Source organism: Erwinia sp. OLFS4 (genome assembly GCF_002752165.1).
Lineage (GTDB): Bacteria > Pseudomonadota > Gammaproteobacteria > Enterobacterales > Enterobacteriaceae > Izhakiella.
Window position 1 is genome coordinate 1 of record NZ_MOMB01000065.1, and the last position, 17,320, is coordinate 17,320.

At 45.8% G+C, this 17,320-nt stretch carries 13 protein-coding genes and 1 pseudogene; 4 read left to right on the forward strand and 10 right to left on the reverse strand.

What is annotated here, in order from left to right; all coding sequences use genetic code 11:
* Window positions 1-109, forward strand: a 109-nt coding sequence (locus BL249_RS18820) for an IS3 family transposase (RefSeq protein ID WP_143354807.1), incomplete at its 5' end; no start/stop codon positions are given.
* A 778-nt stretch (window positions 110-887) separates the two neighbouring features.
* Here BL249_RS18820 and BL249_RS16440 read toward each other — a convergent pair.
* The 8 genes from BL249_RS16440 to BL249_RS16475 are packed head-to-tail and all read right to left on the reverse strand — an operon-like array spanning window position 888 to window position 10,367.
* A complete protein-coding gene (locus tag BL249_RS16440) occupies window positions 888-1,880 on the reverse strand; it encodes a lysylphosphatidylglycerol synthase transmembrane domain-containing protein (protein ID WP_099706751.1) in 993 nt (330 codons plus the stop codon).
* A complete protein-coding gene (locus BL249_RS16445) occupies window positions 1,877-2,266 on the reverse strand; it encodes a GtrA family protein (protein WP_099706752.1) in 390 nt (129 codons plus the stop codon). Before BL249_RS16445 ends, BL249_RS16440 begins: the two co-directional genes overlap by 4 nt.
* Window positions 2,263-3,573 carry an NAD(P)/FAD-dependent oxidoreductase gene (locus BL249_RS16450; RefSeq protein ID WP_099706753.1) on the reverse strand — a complete coding sequence of 437 codons (1,311 nt, stop codon included), beginning with the start codon at window positions 3,571-3,573 and terminating at the stop codon, window positions 2,263-2,265. The genes BL249_RS16445 and BL249_RS16450 overlap by 4 nt, the downstream gene beginning before the upstream one ends.
* Before the next feature lies 1 nt (window position 3,574).
* Window positions 3,575-4,513 (reverse strand): NAD-dependent epimerase/dehydratase family protein, encoded by a 939-nt coding sequence (locus BL249_RS16455; RefSeq protein WP_099706754.1) that lies wholly within the window; start codon window positions 4,511-4,513, stop codon window positions 3,575-3,577.
* A gap of 3 nt (window positions 4,514-4,516) precedes the next feature.
* Window positions 4,517-6,895 (reverse strand): hypothetical protein, encoded by a 2,379-nt coding sequence (locus tag BL249_RS16460; RefSeq protein ID WP_099706755.1) that lies wholly within the window; start codon window positions 6,893-6,895, stop codon window positions 4,517-4,519.
* Window positions 6,895-7,647 (reverse strand): SDR family NAD(P)-dependent oxidoreductase, encoded by a 753-nt coding sequence (locus BL249_RS16465; RefSeq protein WP_099706756.1) that lies wholly within the window; start codon window positions 7,645-7,647, stop codon window positions 6,895-6,897. The genes BL249_RS16460 and BL249_RS16465 overlap by 1 nt, the downstream gene beginning before the upstream one ends.
* Window positions 7,648-8,940 (reverse strand): FAD-binding oxidoreductase, encoded by a 1,293-nt coding sequence (locus BL249_RS16470; RefSeq protein ID WP_099706757.1) that lies wholly within the window; start codon window positions 8,938-8,940, stop codon window positions 7,648-7,650.
* Window positions 8,934-10,367, reverse strand: a complete 1,434-nt coding sequence (locus BL249_RS16475) for a UbiA family prenyltransferase (protein WP_099753259.1) — start codon at window positions 10,365-10,367, stop codon at window positions 8,934-8,936. Before BL249_RS16475 ends, BL249_RS16470 begins: the two co-directional genes overlap by 7 nt.
* A gap of 364 nt (window positions 10,368-10,731) precedes the next feature.
* On the opposite strand from BL249_RS16475, the pseudogene BL249_RS16480 reads away from it, so the two are divergent.
* A pseudogene (locus tag BL249_RS16480) lies at window positions 10,732-11,190 on the forward strand (integrase core domain-containing protein); the annotation flags it as partial.
* A gap of 203 nt (window positions 11,191-11,393) precedes the next feature.
* Here the strand turns inward: BL249_RS16480 and BL249_RS16485 are convergent.
* The gene (locus BL249_RS16485; RefSeq protein ID WP_099707570.1) at window positions 11,394-11,756 is read right to left on the reverse strand and encodes a protease inhibitor I42 family protein; all 363 of its coding nucleotides are present in this window, start codon (window positions 11,754-11,756) and stop codon (window positions 11,394-11,396) included.
* Window positions 11,757-12,278: 522 nt separating this feature from the next.
* Complete coding sequence (locus BL249_RS16490; RefSeq protein ID WP_199073508.1) at window positions 12,279-13,361, reverse strand: alginate lyase family protein; 1,083 nt, start codon at window positions 13,359-13,361, stop codon at window positions 12,279-12,281.
* A 1,376-nt stretch (window positions 13,362-14,737) separates the two neighbouring features.
* Between BL249_RS16490 and BL249_RS19405 the strand changes: the two genes are divergently transcribed.
* Both BL249_RS19405 and BL249_RS16500 read left to right on the forward strand, forming a co-directional pair.
* The gene (locus BL249_RS19405; protein ID WP_143354803.1) at window positions 14,738-16,438 is read left to right on the forward strand and encodes a YadA family autotransporter adhesin; all 1,701 of its coding nucleotides are present in this window, start codon (window positions 14,738-14,740) and stop codon (window positions 16,436-16,438) included.
* Between the two features lie 93 nt (window positions 16,439-16,531).
* Window positions 16,532-17,167, forward strand: coding sequence for an ATP-dependent Clp protease proteolytic subunit (locus BL249_RS16500; protein WP_099706943.1), 636 nt, complete (start codon window positions 16,532-16,534; stop codon window positions 17,165-17,167).
* The last annotated feature ends 153 nt before the right edge of the window (window positions 17,168-17,320 follow it).

Genomic DNA, 17,320 nt, shown 5'->3' on the forward strand with positions numbered 1-17,320 from the left:
TGGTTACATCGAAATGTTTTATAACAGTAAGCGTCGGCATGGTTCGAGCAATCAGATGTCACCGACAGAATATGAAAACCAGTATTATCAACGGCTCGGAAGTGTCTAGATTATCCGTGGCGATTCAAAGGTCGTAGGTTCGACTCCTATTATCGGCACCATCTTTTATAATAAAATCATTTGGTTATTGTTGAGTTGTTTTGTTTTTTTAACACGAATGTGCATTTTTGTACATTGTGAGTGTGGCAAAACTGTGGCATATACAGTGAGATTGTTTGTGGCTCAATGCAAGGGTATGCTAACAACATGTGTTACCTTGTAGCTCCCGCCTGTCTTGTCTTTTGAGCAATATTGCTACGTTGATGGCATCTGGTTACGGAAGTTGTCAGTCCAGTTCACTGCCTGCACGGATGGGTCGAAAGGATGTTACTACAAAAACATACATTCAAACACGTTTAGTCGTCCATTTGGATATTTGCATTTACTTGACTACCCACTTGCATTTGACCTGGTCATCTCTAACAAAAAAATGCATTCAATACCCTGCTAAATTGACAGGCAGCTTTGAGCGAAAAGCGGGAGTTCACTAAATCCTGAAACCATCAGGAATGGACGCAGACCCATGGATCTCCATGCTCGCTTTCGTGATAGCGTAAACCACTCTCTAACAGTGAATGGCATGCTTACACTGCCTGCGCATTGGCCACATCGTTATCTGTTACGTGTGTGGTAGTGGCAAATGCCGGGGGAGCCAGCAGAAACATTGATAAAGCGATAATTGTTTTTTTCATGAATATTCCCTTATCAAAATCATCAATGTTATGACCGTAATTAACAATGGCACGCTCAATAATAACTGGCTTTAGGAATAAACTGGGATTACATCATTATGGGGCATTACTTTGCCCCAGATTCCGTCCGGACAAGAGTAACAAAGACAAAGCCCCCAGAGACATGCCAAACCAGAGCGTCACCAGACGAATGGCGATGGCCAACGACATTGCCGTACCGTCACTTACGCCATGCTGAACCAATTGAAAAACCAGCGCTGCTTCCATAATGCCAAGCCCGGCAGGTATCATACTTGCCGCGCCGAACAGCGTTGCTTGCACAAAGATTAACACGCAGTCAGCACTTGAAACGCCTGTCTCCAGGATCTGGCAGAACCAGGCAAAGACTAAGGCCTGCGTGCCATAAGCCAGCATTGCAACCACCGCAAACGCTGACACCCTTGGCAGTTTCCATACTTTAGCCCAGGCTTCAAGCGTCGCTTGTCCGCCCTTGACAGGCAACCATGTCAAAGAACGAGCCAGCCGGTTCCAGCCAAGGTGAGCCTTTGGATGTGACAAAACCCAGGCAAAGAGACAGCTGACCAACAGGAGGGCGATAAACGCTAACAGCCACACCCACGCCAAATGCTGTTGTGCTATCATGGCAGCCAGTGCACCTAGTAAAGCCATTCCGAGAACGTCTGATCCCCGGTCTGCCAGAAAGGTGGCGAGGCTATGTGTCACTTTCACGCCATGTGGGACTAATAACGCTGAACGGAAAGTTTCCCCGGACTTGCCGGGCGTAGCCGTCAAGGCCAATCCGGACATATAGACGGCAAGATGGGTAAAACGGGGCACGACATTCCCAAGACATTGCAAAGAATATTCCCAGCGGAGAAAACGCCAAAGATAAGAACTACTCGACACTACGGCACTGATCATCAATGTATGCAGCCCTAACTCCGCGAAGGCTGCCACCGTTGCGTGCCATCCAGACCAGAAAATAGCCCCCAGATAAAGCAACACGCCAAAAGTGACAAACCAGACAATAGCCCGGATGGTGCGCTGCTCAAGCAGCACACTCTGGAGTCGTGTGAAGAATTTGCTCATCGAAAAGTTAACAGTTTATGGCCGAAATAACTGGTCACGACTGGCACCAGCACTCCCACCAAATGCCCGATCGCTTCGGCGTGAACCACGATACCCACCGAAGGCAGCAACCAGTGCGCCAGAAGCAGACTGATTGCCAACGTCTGCAAAACAGCAAGCGCGTTCACAGCAACAAACTTATAAATTTGTGTTGCCAGTAGGCCGTGACTTGCATTAAAAACATGCCCGCGCATTAGCAGGAATGCCACCAGCATGCCGACCAGGTACGCAAAAAAAACTGCGAAGCCATAGCTGACAAACATACTAAAGACGAACCGTGAGCCAAAGTTGGCACCGGCAGCGATTCCTCCCGCGATTAAAAATCGAAGGAACTGAGGCGAAATCATTGCTGTGACGACTCCAAATTGTCAGTAGTGGCCATCTTTGCCATCTGACGACCAAATCCGATACTTTCCGAAATGCCGCGATCTTCCGGGTAGTAGTAAGACGTATCTGCCACCCACAGTCCCTGCACCGGTAATGCCACCGGAGGAAGTTTATCCAGGTATCCCGGATCGCAGATCGGCTGGGCGTAGCGATAACGGCTGGCGCGCATTTCAATAAAGTCATCATCGGTCAGCGTCGGATTGATCTTCTTGAGATAGTTACGCACTTTTGTCAGAAACACCTCATCGGGCTGTGCGTACAGCGGATGCTCACCCGGAACGTAAAACGGCACATAGACAACATGTTGGTCGAGGGGGCGCAGGTTGGTGTATTCCACCAGGCCTGGTATATCCATATCCGGATCATTGGTATTCAACCAGAAGTTCTCGGTTACGGCCTTGCTGAGCTTCGCGATCACGCAGACGACGGCAATATTTTTGGTGGTGCTGAATTTAGCTATAATTTCGGCAGGCAAATCTGGCATTAGTTTCGGTACGTAAGGCAGTGGAATGGTGCTTATCACCTTATCGAAGACTTCCAGTTGGCCTGCAACCTGCACCCCAGCCACTTTGCCATTGTTGATGACAACCTTCTCGATAGGTGACTTCAGCCTTATTTCGCCACCATTCGCTTCAATGGCGTTTTTTAATGCAGTTAACAGCGTGGCTGAACCGCCTTCCAGATAGCCTAGTTTCTCGCGGAACAGACTGTAACGCGAGCGACCAATACGCCGGATACGACTCCAAATCCAGGCGGCAGACAAACCATGGGCATAGTCATAGAATTTGTAGTCAAAAAGTCGACGCCATAAAACCTCCCATGCCTCAGTACCTACCCAGCGTTTGATCCAGCCACTCGCTTCGACATTATCGAGTGGTCGCCAGTCATCACGTTTGGTCGACAGGAAGGCATGTAAGCCGTAGCGGAATTTGGCCATCAGGCTCAAGCCACGGAATTTGAGCAGGGCCACCGGGTTACCCCAGGGCTGCAAACGCCCCTGATACCAGTAGCCCATCTTGGTTTCTGTCCATTGCATCTGATCGGCAATGCCCAGTTCATTGAGCACCTGTAGAAATGCGTGGTCGGAAATGCAATGGAAGTGGTAGTAGCGCTCGATCTCCAGGCCGCCAAAATCAAAAGTTGCGGTCATGCCGCCGACACGGTCATCAGCCTCGAAAAGTACCGGGGTGTGTCCATCAAGTGCCAGCTGGTAAGCCACGGCCAGGCCCATTGGACCAGCGCCCAATACTGCAATTCTTTGACCCATCTTAAAACTCCAGTTCTACGCCGCTATAGCGTGGATCATTAAAGGTTTCATCCACAGCGACCCTGAATGGCGTGTAAGGAACACCGAAGATTCCAGGCCAATCGATCACCTCAAATTCATCCTTCGCTGTTAAAGCAGCCAACTGCTGGGTGGTAAAGGGTGGGTTTTTATCAAACTTGCCCCAAACCCATAACAGGGCATAAAAAAGTGAATATGGGATGTGTAGAATGAGCGTTTTTGCACGAATTGCACGTTTGATCTCGCGAATCATGTCGATATAGTCGATTTTTTCATGACCTGAGATGTTGTACACGCCATCACGGATGTCATTCTCGATACAACTGATGATGATATTGGCAAAATCACCGACGTACAGAGGCTGGCGCATATAACGGCCATCCCCCGGAATCGGAAACACCGGCACTTTCTTCATAAAGCGAGATAACCAGCCGAGATGTTTGCGGTCGAACCAGCCAAACATCAGCGTCGGGCGTAAGATGGGGCAGGGAATACCGCATTCTAACACCATTTTCTCTTGCTCCTTCTTGGTGTTGGTATAGAAATCATCAGCCACTGATTCCACGACCGAGGAACTGATTTGTACCATATATGGCACATTGTTCGCTTTGATGGTATCCAGCTGGAGTCGGGTCGAATCGATATTGTTTCGCACGAACTCCTGGTAATCGTTACCGCCGATCTGCGCCTGCAACATCACTACGACATCCGCACCCACGAAGTGTTGTTGCCACTGACCCGATTGGGCAAGATCGGCATACTCGACAGTGATGTCGGGCTGAACCCGTTTGAGCACCTCAAGATTGTTGCGGTGCTTGTCGAGAACAACAATGTTTGAGTAGCCTTTGGCTTTCAGTCTGGCTACCAGATTTTGACCGACCAGACCCGCGCCACCAGACAGTATTACTTTTTTTTTCAGCAAAATTTATTCCCGAGATATTTTAACCGGATCATCGAATTGCGGGCATATAAAGAGTTCGTTGTCGCTTGAGTATGCAAGTCCCAACCTATAGTCCCCATTTAATTTTGACACATCGGCTGTCAGCACATAACCGGATGAATCCAGTAATGGTTGTTTAAAATATGCACCAACGTCCGGTCGTGACATGCGCTGAGTGTTAAATAAGTAACGCTTGCCATCGGCATCAGACAGCATCACATAAACCTTATCCGGTAGTTGAGCAGGTGTCACGGAAGTGACCAGCCATCCCTGAACATTGAGTAAAGTTGATGTTTGGATTAAGCCAGATGATGGAGGGGCGCCATTCGCAGTATCAATGTGTCCATTACATTGCTGAATGAATGTTGTCTTCTTAAAATTTTCTGGTTGAGGTTTAGCCAAACCCTGCAAATTAATATCGCCTGGTGAAGATGGATAGTTGAGAGCATAAAATTCAATGTTAAACGACTTTTTCCAAAGGAAGGGGAGGTTGGTGGCGGAAATCTCAATCGATTTTACTCTCTTATCCTTGAGGTGATTTGCACTGACGGAAAGCAACCAAAATTCTGCGGTGTTTTCAATCAGGGGCGAAATAATAAAACCAGACTCCGTCATGCCCGGAATAATTCTGTAGCTGCGCGTAACACCATTTTGCATAGTCAATTTCATCTGGAGCTGACTTGTCTTAAATAACATATTCAGAATGGAGCCAGCAAAACTTTTATTAATAGTTAATTTCGCAAATATTGGTGCGTGGGAATCAGGTAAGTTGATTGTATCACCAAAAGAATAAAAACCTCCGCCTATTTTTTCTGAAGGTTTGGATGTTGGGGGTGGCGTGTCCCGATGCTTAAGGTAAAGGTAGCTACCAGCAAATGATGTTGGTTGATAATTGGACAATAAAACAGGCCAACTTGCACCATCCTCTAGTGAAGGTAATCTCTCATCAATGGGCTGGACATTGAGGATTATATTATCTGGCCTATTCACTGCGAGAAGGTGCTTTTTATTCAATTCTGCCAGTTGCGGGGTGTAGGCCGAATAACTTTGAAAAATGGGACGTGGGTTCCACGTATTTCCGGATGCGAATAAATAAGCTTGATCATATGAATATATATCAACGGTACCATTTAGCTTTGGAATGGGCCCGCGTTTTTTGATCAGATTAACACGCTCTTCAAAATATTTTGTCAGCGCTTGAGGTTCGAGTGTACGCTGTTTTAGTCCATCCCATGAATTGGAGAACCTATTGATGAAATAGTATTTAACGTTATCAACGGGGTTCTTGATATAAGCAACATCGATATAACCCCATGTAATTAAAGAAACGACTATAACGGCTAATGCGCTACGGGGGGAAAGTAATGTCCCTGCCAATGAGGCTCCAAGGAGAATCATTGAGGCACAAACGAGCATATGGCTGTCATGCCTGACGAAACCTGCCTTGAAAGATAAAAAGAGGATACAAAGAAAAACAAGTGTAACAACCGATTTGTCGTAACCCCCCCCTTGTATTCCATAAAACAGGAACCCGGCCATGGTAGCTGTTGCCACTATATAAAGGATGCACTGAGTCAGATCGCCATTGATTGCCATAGCCTCGGTGTAACCACTAATGATGGGCGCCAGGCTGATAAAATAATCAGCCAGTCCACTTAATGGCTGCCCGGATAAGGCCCAGAAAATTACGGTTGAGATTAAAAAGCTGGCAACGATAAGGAGTGAAAGTTTCCATTGTCTTCTTTTTGCCAGCAGAACAATAGAGAAAAAAGAGATTGCTACACATGCTATAAGTGTTGAACCTTTAATCAGTGGTAATAAACCAAATGGCGAAAATAAAGCGACGATAAGCGAGCATTCACCCCGGGTTGTTGTTTGTTTGGTATCGAAGGCGCTAACCCAACGATAAATCTGGATACCAACCAGCATGGGATAGAAGAAAAACAGTGCATCACGGCTATATATTAATGCACTCAGAACAGCCAGAATTACAATTTTTAACGGCCATCTGCTGACTCTAAAGTTAAGCCAGACAGCGATAGCGAATGAAATGGCAAAATAGAGTGATCCCCATATCATCAACTGGTCAGTGGCTGGATGGTAAGTTTGCGTATAAATTGAAGCGTAGGGTCCGAATGTGAAAATGATGTCTTTGCCAATAGACATTCCGTAAGCCATTGCCTCATTCATCCCATAAGACCAGGATGGATCGATGCCTTCCGATGGCATTTTTGGCGACAAGGGAACAAAAACAGCAATTGATACCACTAATAATACCAATAAAAAAAGTGTGTCTTTTATAGCGTTATGATTATTCAGGTTAGCACTCCTTCCTGAAGTCATATTCACTTTCAATTCTGACATTAAATATCCAACCTTTTAAATACGAAATGCGGCAGATTGCGAATAACCATCATGATTACCGACCAAATTTTCGGAGTGTATACAACTCGTTGCCCACTTTCAATGCCATGCACAACCTCTGCTGCCACGCGGTCAACAGCAGCAAGTTTGGCTCCGGATTGTTTGAGATGCGCGGTCATTGGCGTATCGGTCGGACCAGGCTTAATTAAAACCACTTTAATATTCGTATTGGCGAAGCGGTGTTGTAAACCCTGAACATAGCTGGCTACCAATCCCTTTGCCGCACCATAGACATAGTTGGATTTTCTACCGCGGTCACCTGCTACGGAACCAATGACAGCCAGAGTACCGTTATTAGCCTGTTGCATGCGCTTAGCAAAAGCTTCGGCAAACAGCATCGGTGATAACCCATTGACATCCAGCGCTTCACGACAAAGAGTGAGATCATTCTGACACACTTCCTGGTCAGGTAAAGAACCGTGCGCAATCAGCGCAATATCAACGTTTCCTGCCTGGTAGATATTATCAACCAGCTCTTGAATTTGACGCGGGTCGAGAAAATCTACCTGAATGTTAGTGATTGTTGTTTCCGGGGAGCGCACTTTAATGTCTTCTGCAACCCACTCGGCTTTTTGCTGATTTCTACTAACCAGCACAATTTCGCACAGGTTTTCTTTCGCCCACACCCGTGCGCACTGTTCAGCAATCGCAGAGGTTGCTCCAACGATGACGATCTTCTTCTTAAGCTTCATTCAACTTCCCATTAGGCGGCGTGAGAGACCTGAGCTGATGCCTGCGTCTCGGTATTGGATAAATTCGGCCAGGCGCGGATATCCAGCCTCAAACAGATTTTTTGGCATACGTGCATCTTTAGCCAGATAGATACGACCCTTTGCTTCACGCACGATGGCATCCAGTCGTTCGAAGAGTTTATGCGTGCGGTTGCCGTTATTGGGGAAGTCTAACGCCAGAGTGACCCCGGGTCGCGGGAAGCTCAGCATTCCCATTGATTGTCGGTTGCCAAAAGTTTTGAGCACGGCGAGGAAAGATCCATCACCAGAACGGGCGATCTCCTTCAGCATGGCCTGGACCGCATCCTGCCCAACCTCGCGCGGCACGACACTCTGATACTGGAAAAACCCTTTGGGGCCGTACATGCGGTTCCAGTGCAGTAAATTGTCCAGGGGATAAAAAAAAGGTTCGTAATGGGTGATTTCCTTGCCTGCCTGCCACTTTTTGAGATGGTAGTAAGTCATATTGAAGGGACGCAGTGTCAGTCGGTTGACCATTGATACTGGTGGCACGATGGGCATGGTGAGTTTGCCTGACCTGGGAGCTTGACGATCTTTTAAATCAGCAGGATTACCACGCATAAACAAGCCTCGTCCTCCTCCCCCTGAGATGCAGTCAATCCACGAGACTGTGTGTTCCCACTGCGTTTCTGAGCCATCGGCAAGTTGGAAAAATGCGTCCAGGTTGTCGAAAGGAATGGTCTCAGTGTCTAACCATGGGCCGGCTACCGGGCGAAGCTGAATTTCGGCAATCGTGATCACACCGGTCAGACCGACTCCACCCACTGTAGCGGCGAACCAATCTGGCCGTTCGTCTGGTCCACACTGAATAATTTCACCATCGGTCCGGAGAAGGGTCAGGGCCTTGATGTGATCGCCGAATGAACCCACGACATGGTGGTTTTTGCCGTGCACATCATTAGCGATGGCTCCACCCACGGTGACTAACTGGGTTCCCGGTGTGACGGGTAGAATCCAGCCACGCGGAATCATCAGTCTCTGGATGTCCTGCAACAGAACCCCTGCTTCACAGACCAGGCAGCCACTGCTTTCATCGAAGGAGATAAAATGATCAAGCCCAGGCGTCAGCCACAGTTCGCCCTGCGGGTTAAGACATACGTCACCGTAGCTTCGTCCCATGCCATGAGCCAGACCGGATGCAGTGCGTCTGGTTGGGATTTGGCCGCGATCGCGAAGTGCGACCACCTTATGCTCATTGTGTGACAGACGGCCCCATGAAGTGACTGCTACCATGAAACCCCCACAGTACCGGCGACCAGGATAGCGGCGAAAATGACACCTGCGCTCAGACTTGCACGATCTTTGACGGCAAAGACCAGAGGGTCATCATGCATTTCCCCTCGATGGGCTTGCATCCACATCCAGCTTACCCAAAATAGCATCACAGGGATGGCTCCCCAAATTAGCTTCGGTGAGGCGTATAACTTCAGTACCGCATCACTGTTCAGATAGAGTGCAAGGACTAAAACAGACGTGTAACCCGCAACAATACCCATGGTTTGAATCAACGGCGCATCAGCGGTGTGGTATCCACGTCCATGAATTTTTTCTTTTCCACTGAGAAGCTGAACTTCCAGTTCCGCGTAACGTTTAACGAACGCAAGAGAAAGAAACAGAAACACTGAAAATGCCAGCAGCCAGAAGGAGAGTTCGTGACCAACAGCTGCTGCACCGGCAACAATGCGCAAGGTATAAAGCATCGCCAGGGTGAGGCAATCAACTAACATCAAACGTTTCAGTACCCATGAGTAGGCACACGTCAGGGTGAAATAGCAAACCAGCCAGAAAAAAAACTGTTTTCCTACAAACACGGCAACAGACAAACTGACAATCAGCAGTAGTGGCGCAAGTAAAACTCCCTTCCAGGCGGGTACTAAGCCAGAGGCAAATGGCCGGTTTCGTTTTCGTGGATGCAGGCGATCGCTGTCCAGATCGAGTAAATCATTGGCGATATATACTGATGAAGCACAAAGGCTGAATGCCATGAAGGCTAACAGCAGTGATAGCCAGGCTTCACCATTACTGACATCATGGGCGGCAAATAGCGGAACCAGCAGGAGAGTGTTTTTTAACCACTGATGAATGCGCAGTACACGACGCCATGCAGTAAAACCGATTTCACGTTTAGGAAATACCCTGTCAACGGTTGAAATATTCCGCGCTTTTTTAATCAAATCGCTTGATCCATTAACCACAATTGCTTTATCAGCTTGCGACCACACGGCTAAGTCTGCATTTGAGTTACCAGCATAATCAAACCCATGCTGCTGGAAGCGCTGCACCAGGGCAGCGGCTTTGTGTCTACCCTCAATATTGGAAACACCATCACTGGCGATGACGTCGTCGAAAATACCCAGGTGTTCAGCAATGCGGTTTGCAATTGCGCTATCTGATGCTGTACACAACACCAGATGTCGGCCTTCCGCGCGTTGTTGTTTGAGCCATTCAAGCAGTTTTTCGTTATAGGGAAGTGTTTTGGGATCAAATTCTGTGAGTGAGGCAAGGTGCTGTTTTAAAAACGCTTTGCCTTTTTTTAGAAGAAATGGAATACGGAGTGTTTCAAACGGGCTATCTCTAAACACCCTTAATGCAGATTCGTGCAGCATGTCTGAATGGATTAACGTACCATCCAAATCCACTACAAGTGGCTTCTCATTCAAAACGACTCTCCCGGAACATCTCTTAAAGAGGGCGTATGGCCCTATAAACTCTTCATTCTAAAACAAGCGGCAGGGGAGTGTCACCAGTTATGCATGTATCTAAATCCAGCTTATATCAATAATTGTCTTTATGTTTAAATAGTTATAATTTATAACCCTGCTATATCACAATTTACTCAGCGGTATTCCGGATATAGCCAGCGGATGGGTGCTGAGTGGCCATTTTTTCAAACCCGCTTTCAGTATCCGGTTCACCTGGAAAAAGCATGACAATGGCTGGGGCGGGGATGTTATAACCATCTAGCATAATGATGCTGTTCACGTTTAGAGGTCTTACGCCATACTATGCAGTGAGCTGTGGGCAGGATTTCGCACTCTCAATGTTGTGGACAATTTCAATCGCGAGGTACTGGCAATTGAAATCGATCTAATCTGCCAGCACAGTGCGTTATCCGGGTATTGGAGCGAATCGCGGCTCACCGGAGATATCCGCTGAAGCTCATGATGAACAATGGCCCGGAATTTATCTTACTGGCCCTGGCTGAATGGGCTGAATGGGCTGAAAGACATGTGGTTGCATCGAATTTATCAAACCGGCTAAACCCACTCAGAATGCTTTTATTGAACGCTCCAATCGGACATATTGTACGGAAATACTGGATTGTTATCTGTTCAGAACGCTGAATGAGGTACGGAAATTCACAAACAGATGGCTGAACGAATATAACTGTGAGCAACTGTATGAATCCCTGAATCATCTGACGCCGGAAGAATACGGATGCTGCACATTGACGCCAGAATCTCAAAAAGTGTCTGGAACTAAAACCGGATACTCTAGAGTTAAAGTCCGTTAAAGGTCAGAGAAAATGGTGTTCAGATAGTTTTGATCATTATATTAAAGTATAAGCGGCATTCAGAGATGCAGTTTTTTAACTCTGCTTATTCAGTTATGGCTTTGTTTTTAAAATAGATTGGGATGTAAATATGTGAATCCCTCTCCGTGCATGCAAAAGAGGGAAGATGATATTATTTAATCACAATTTTAATTTCTTTTTCCTGCCAGCTTGACTTGCTGAATGGCCGACCATAAATGAGTTTCAGGATGCTTTCTCCTTTCTTTTCAGCAATGAAGTGAAATTCATCTTCCCCCCCGCACCCCACAGCACCTTGCGGACAGTCTTTTGATTGTTCATACATTCTGGAAACGAAAATCAAACCATCAGGAAGGTCTTTTATCATCCACAAGTAACCTGTAGTCGGATTGGACTTCTGTGATATTTTTATATCCTGCCCGACATTACCAGTCACCGTGGTAATATCGGTTGAAGCATTGGCGGATATAGCACCAGACATCATAATTCCGAAAACGATGGCCTTAGCTTTGTTCATATTAATTTTTCCTTTTACATGTATATCAATCTACCAAAAAACCAATGATATAATACTTTCTGGATTTTTTATCTACCCATGGTAACCATATCAGACTAAGCAGCTATACCGACGGTGTGAATCATATTTCTTAACAATTTTTTAAGTCCGTTTAGTCGCCGGATATTAATAAACCATCGAACCTTTCATGAGAGATGGATTGGATGAATAGCTGACCTGTTTCCAGCATGGCATACCACGCTTATTGACTCATATCGGTTCCATTACTCTCTCAATGAGCCTTTTCCTGCGCGATAAAAATTCAGAGGTTGTCTGATAACTCAGCGCATAAGCGTCCGTTAAAATTCCTGATAAGTACACATTCGCCACCGGATGCTGCGCCTCGTTGCGACAGCTCGACAGGGACGAATCTGTGAAGCTGCAGGCACATTGTTGCGACGAAACGATTCATCATATATGTGCAGCACGTTTTCCTGCTTTTGTTCTGTCGTCAGTGCTGGCGGCCGGGCTTACACATCATAATTAAAGTCCACACATTGAAACATTAACTGGTGGCTTGCCCGACAGATTTTTAGCTAATGTTCGCCAGGAATTATCTAACCCTGTGGCCATCCAGTATAATTTAGCGGCAGTTCGTCGATTAAACATTCCCTTAAATCCCTTGATGCCGGCCTGAGCTCGCGCTTGATCAAAGTGGGCATGTGAATGAACGAACTCTTTGTGACGTTTTTCACCTGCAGCATAGGGTGCGAGCCAAAGCAATGCCTTTTTTACAGAACCACCATTATCGCCTTTGATTAAATACCAGTTTTCACCGAATCGCTTCGCGGCTAGTGCAGCCTGAACTAATGGTTCAATATCATATACTACGTAATGCAATGCATCTCGCTGTATAAAGTCTATAGGTTCGCCAGTTCCCATAATATTTTTAGAAAGCTGATTCGTGAAAAGATAGCGTGATTTATCAAAAAGATCTTTGTCATCAATTGCGACAGCGATCATTGTGATGATTTTAATTCGGTGGCTTTGCCAATTGTTTATCCATGTTTTTTTATTGTCTGCATGCTGGATACTTGATATATACCCATCCCCCCATTTTTTTAAAAAAGATTCAACCATCTTGCGGTCCTCCGCAGGCATGGCGTTTTTCGTAATCGCATAGCTATCAATTAATGACTCAAAACCTGTCTCATCAATAGGATCATAGCTCGGTTTGTATTCTTTTACCCAGGCCATTAGATACTGATGGGCAACCTTAAGCCATTTTTTATCGCCAGTTGCTCGCCATATAAGAGCCGCGTTCCTCATAACGTGAAGGTCTTTTTCAGCAGCGATAGACAGATCACGGATACCCTGATGAGGCAACAGACCTTGAGTATGAAGATATGGAACAGGGTGAGGATCTTGTGCTAACCCTTGTTTTGCAAAAGCAGTTGCATCGCTTATATATTGGCGAGCCTGTGACGGTGATACATTGCACCAGTTTTCTGCATTCGAAAAATGAGAGACAAACATCGTTGAAGCTAGTGCTGTAGTTGTTATTACTGTAAAGTAACTTACGATAATATACTTTATATAGTGGGATAGTTCGTTGAATTTATTCATTTTTTTCTGGTTTTTATGGGGGGGTATCATGCGTTAATTATGTTTGGATCAGGTTAAATGCGTTTTTATAGTTTTCTTATTGATTTTTATGAATAGATTGTATTTCAGGTCAGTATCTCTGTAACAGTGGTCTTCTTCAGACAATATGGGTGTTTTATGGCTGTGGTCAATCAGAACCGTGCTAAATCAGCGTAATTAGCCTGGCATGAAGTTAGCCACAACTATGTAATAACTTTTCATGTTTATATTTGCTGCGCCAGTTGTCAGATTGGCGCCAGGCATCCTTTAATGACCGGCGCTACTGATTATTCCGCCGTTCAACTTGCAGACAGCCATTAACTGATTTAAGAAATAGCTTATTAGTTGGTTTTCTGCTGCCAGGAGAACTGTAACCATTCCGCGTAATGATTGTTTATCTACCTGTTTAATCTGGACTTTTGTTATCTCTCTCAATGTCCACTGGCAACGTTCTGCTTCCAGTAGTAAAAGAGAGCCTGAGGAAATTTTATGTATCTGCCAATGTCACGACGCGAGATCGCTTTCTGCTGATTTCAGCATAAAAACCATTTTTTCTTCTGTCTAACGGGTCTTTTTCACGGCAATAAGTCTTCCGCTAAATGAAAACAGCGGCTGGAGAAGTGGATTTAGAACGCTACTGTTTCCAGGGAAAGGGAGCATAAGACTTCAGCCTGGACTGATCAGGACTCTATCAAAATGTAAATTTTGTAATCATAACTTTACAGATAGGACCAAACTGTAAAGTAGTATATATAAATCGTTAAAAAAACATATCAGTTTAAGGAAAAAGTTCAATAAATTTATTATCTGATTGAAATTTAACAATAAAAAATCAACTCTTGTTGTTTCGGTAACCATTTCCTCTGTCCGGAATATTGCATTTCCTCTCCTTTTTTCAGTTTTCACAAAATATTTAGCGATATATTATTCTTTAATTAAGTAATTTAATTTTAATAATTAAATTAATTTAAATTTTATAATCTAAATTATATCAAATTAAAAGGATTTAATCCTGAGTTTGTCAAAATGGTCCTAAATGTAAAGTTGACGGGCCAAATTTTGACCAGTGATTCATTGCAATGGGTGCTGATAAAAAACCGTCAGTGGGAATGCTGTGGTCTGGTTTTACAGGTTGCGGAGGAGGTTATTCATTCTCATGTCAAACGTTACTGCAATCAGGCTGGTTTCAGTAATTAAAGGCAAGAGATCACTAACCACGTAATTGTAATCAGCTGCAGATGACGCCGGAACAGATGGTTAAAGATGTTATCACATCCCTTTCTGTAGGTTTTTTAAAAATGCATCAGAGATGATGCTGAATAAACCAGTGGATTAATTAATTATTTATTGAGGTTGATATGAATATATTTCATGAAGAGCGTGGTAGTGGTGGAAGTGAAAGGGGAATGGGGTTGGTAAAAGGCAAGGGTTTGCTGAAAACCCGGATTGCTCAGGCGGTGGCGTTGTCCGCTATTTTCCTCTCTGGGGCAAGCATCGCAGATTGCAGTAATATTGACACATCTAGCGATGTTGGTGCGGGGATTACCTATAGCATTCCAGGCGGTGATATTTATGCAATTTGGGCATGGTCAGGTACAGGCACAGGAAATGATATCCACAGACAAGACTATGTTGTCGGAAATCAGAATACGTTGGATTGTTTTTCCTCAATAAGTGATTTATTAGATAAGGCTGCTGAAACGGCGGGTACAGAAATTGGTACAGGGGCGACCAATAACGGCAAAGATGGTATTGCCGATGGTGACTATGCCACCAATAACGGTACTAATGGTAAAGCTATTGGTGAAGGCGCGACCAATAATGGTGCCAACGGTACGGCCGATGGCAAAGGAGCCACTAACAACGGTGCGAATGGCATAGCCCAGGGCGATCATGCCACCAATACCGGTGCTGACGGTAAAGCCACCGGTGACGGCGCGACCAATAACGGTGCTAACGGTACGGCCCAGGGTGATCATGCCACCAATACCGGTGCAGGTGGTAATGCCTCGGGTGAAGGCGCGACCAATAACGGTGCCAACGGTATGGCCGACGGTGACTATGCCACCAATAACGGTACTAATGGTAAAGCCACCGGTGAAGGCGCGACCAATAATGGTGCCAACGGTACGGCCGATGGCAAAGGAGCCACTAACAACGGTGCGAATGGTACAGCCCAGGGTGACCATGCCACCAATACCGGTGCAGGTGGTAATGCCTCGGGTGAAGGCGCGACCAATAACGGTGCCAACGGTAGGGCGACTGGTGACTATACCACCAATACCGGTTCCAATGGTTCAGCAGAAGGTGAGAACGCCACCAACACCGGTGCTAACGGCAAGGCAACGGGTGCCAATAGCACCAGCACCGGTGCTAACGGCAAGGCAACGGGTGCCAATAGCACCAGCACCGGTGCTAACGGTAAAGCAACGGCTGCCAATGCGACCAACTCTGGGGCAAATGGTACGGCCAGCGGGGAAAACTCATCCAGTTTTGGTCAGAGCGGAACTGCGTCAGGTAAGAACTCGACCAACCTGGGCCAGGGCGTAATCGCTTCGGGTGCAAACTCAACGAGCGTAGGCCAGGGAACCAGGGCTACTGGAACCAGTTCAACAGCGATTGGGCAGGGTGCGTTTGCTTCCGGCTTTAACTCTGTTGCACTGGGCGCAGGCTCAGTGGCCGATCAAGCGAACACGGTTTCTGTCGGATCCGTTGGTGCGGAAAGAACGCTCTCTAACGTAGCTCCAGGTCGCCGTGGTACTGATGCAGCAAATATGGATCAGCTGTGGTCTATGCAGGGTGAGTTGCAGGAAAGTATCAGTGGCGTGGCACGTAAAGCCTATACCGGGGTGGCGGCTGCAACAGCGTTGACCATGATCCCCGAGGTTGATCCAGGTAAAACATTCGCAATCGGAGTCGGTGGCGGTTCGTACCAGGGATATTCGGCTTCAGCACTGGGGGCGAGTGTACGCGTAACGGATAGCGTCAAGGTTAAAGTCGGCGTTGGGTTCAGTAGCACGACGGCGACCTACGGCGTGGGTGCATCCTATCAATGGTAATTGATGGTCTGTTTGTTTAAAGGCGGGCTGAACCATGCAATGTATGGTTCAGCCAACTGAAAGTAGACGAGGCTTTTGGGGATGCATTGTTATATGGCGAAGGTCACACCACTGTTTTTTTTATTAGTTTTGATTGCCATGAGTTTTACCACTCAGGCGGAAAGTGAAGATAAACTGGCGAAGATTTATTATAACGGGGAGATCAGTATCCCGTTAGTCAGTAAGCTGATTAATGACATCGATGATATTAATCAAAAAAAGAATGTTGACAGGATTTATTTATATATAAATAGCTATGGTGGTGATATGGATGCCGGATTGATGGCATCGTCTGCTATCAAAAGTTCGGATATTCCGGTAACAACGGTAGCAATGTCCACGGTCGGTTCTGCGGCTACTCTTATGTTGTGTGCGGCACAAGACCGACGTTCGTTACCTGAAGGCAGTATTTTTATGCATCCATCGTGGATGAAATATAATGGACAATTAAGACCGAATGATATCTATGCATTAGGTCTGGACAGTGTGCGATATAATAGTATGTTTAGTCAGGTTTATAAAACCTGTACCAGTATGACAGATAAGGAAATCGAAACGCTTCTTTATAGTGAGTCTAATAAAGTGATGCTTAAACCAGAAGAAGCAAAGAACAAAGGGATGATTTCTAAAATTGATGAAAAAATAATAAAATCAGAATTGTCATACTATATCTTTTCACCTGATAGATAATTGAGAAGTATAGGGTTATCAAATATGCAGCGCTGCTTATGGCCAGGGTGCTGTGTATTATTCTATATGTTTTTTAGAAAAAAAGTGATAGGTGATTTCATTAATCGTAGTTTATTGGTTAATTTTGATTGTTTACCTCGATGTAAAAAAGAG

Excerpts from the sequence above, each read along its gene's own strand:
- BL249_RS16440 (WP_099706751.1), bottom strand. The coding sequence starts at position 1,880 with ATGAGCAAATTCTTCACACGACTCCAGAGTGTGCTGCTTGAGCAGCGC.
- BL249_RS16445 (WP_099706752.1), bottom strand. The coding sequence starts at position 2,266 with ATGATTTCGCCTCAGTTCCTTCGATTTTTAATCGCGGGAGGAATCGCT.
- BL249_RS16450 (WP_099706753.1), bottom strand. The coding sequence starts at position 3,573 with ATGGGTCAAAGAATTGCAGTATTGGGCGCTGGTCCAATGGGCCTGGCC.
- BL249_RS16460 (WP_099706755.1), bottom strand. The coding sequence starts at position 6,895 with ATGTCAGAATTGAAAGTGAATATGACTTCAGGAAGGAGTGCTAACCTG.
- BL249_RS16465 (WP_099706756.1), bottom strand. The coding sequence starts at position 7,647 with ATGAAGCTTAAGAAGAAGATCGTCATCGTTGGAGCAACCTCTGCGATT.
- BL249_RS16470 (WP_099706757.1), bottom strand. The coding sequence starts at position 8,940 with ATGGTAGCAGTCACTTCATGGGGCCGTCTGTCACACAATGAGCATAAG.
- BL249_RS16485 (WP_099707570.1), bottom strand. The coding sequence starts at position 11,756 with ATGAACAAAGCTAAGGCCATCGTTTTCGGAATTATGATGTCTGGTGCT.
- BL249_RS16490 (WP_199073508.1), bottom strand. The coding sequence starts at position 13,361 with ATGAATAAATTCAACGAACTATCCCACTATATAAAGTATATTATCGTA.
- BL249_RS19405 (WP_143354803.1), top strand. The coding sequence starts at position 14,738 with ATGAATATATTTCATGAAGAGCGTGGTAGTGGTGGAAGTGAAAGGGGA.
- BL249_RS16500 (WP_099706943.1), top strand. The coding sequence starts at position 16,532 with ATGGCGAAGGTCACACCACTGTTTTTTTTATTAGTTTTGATTGCCATG.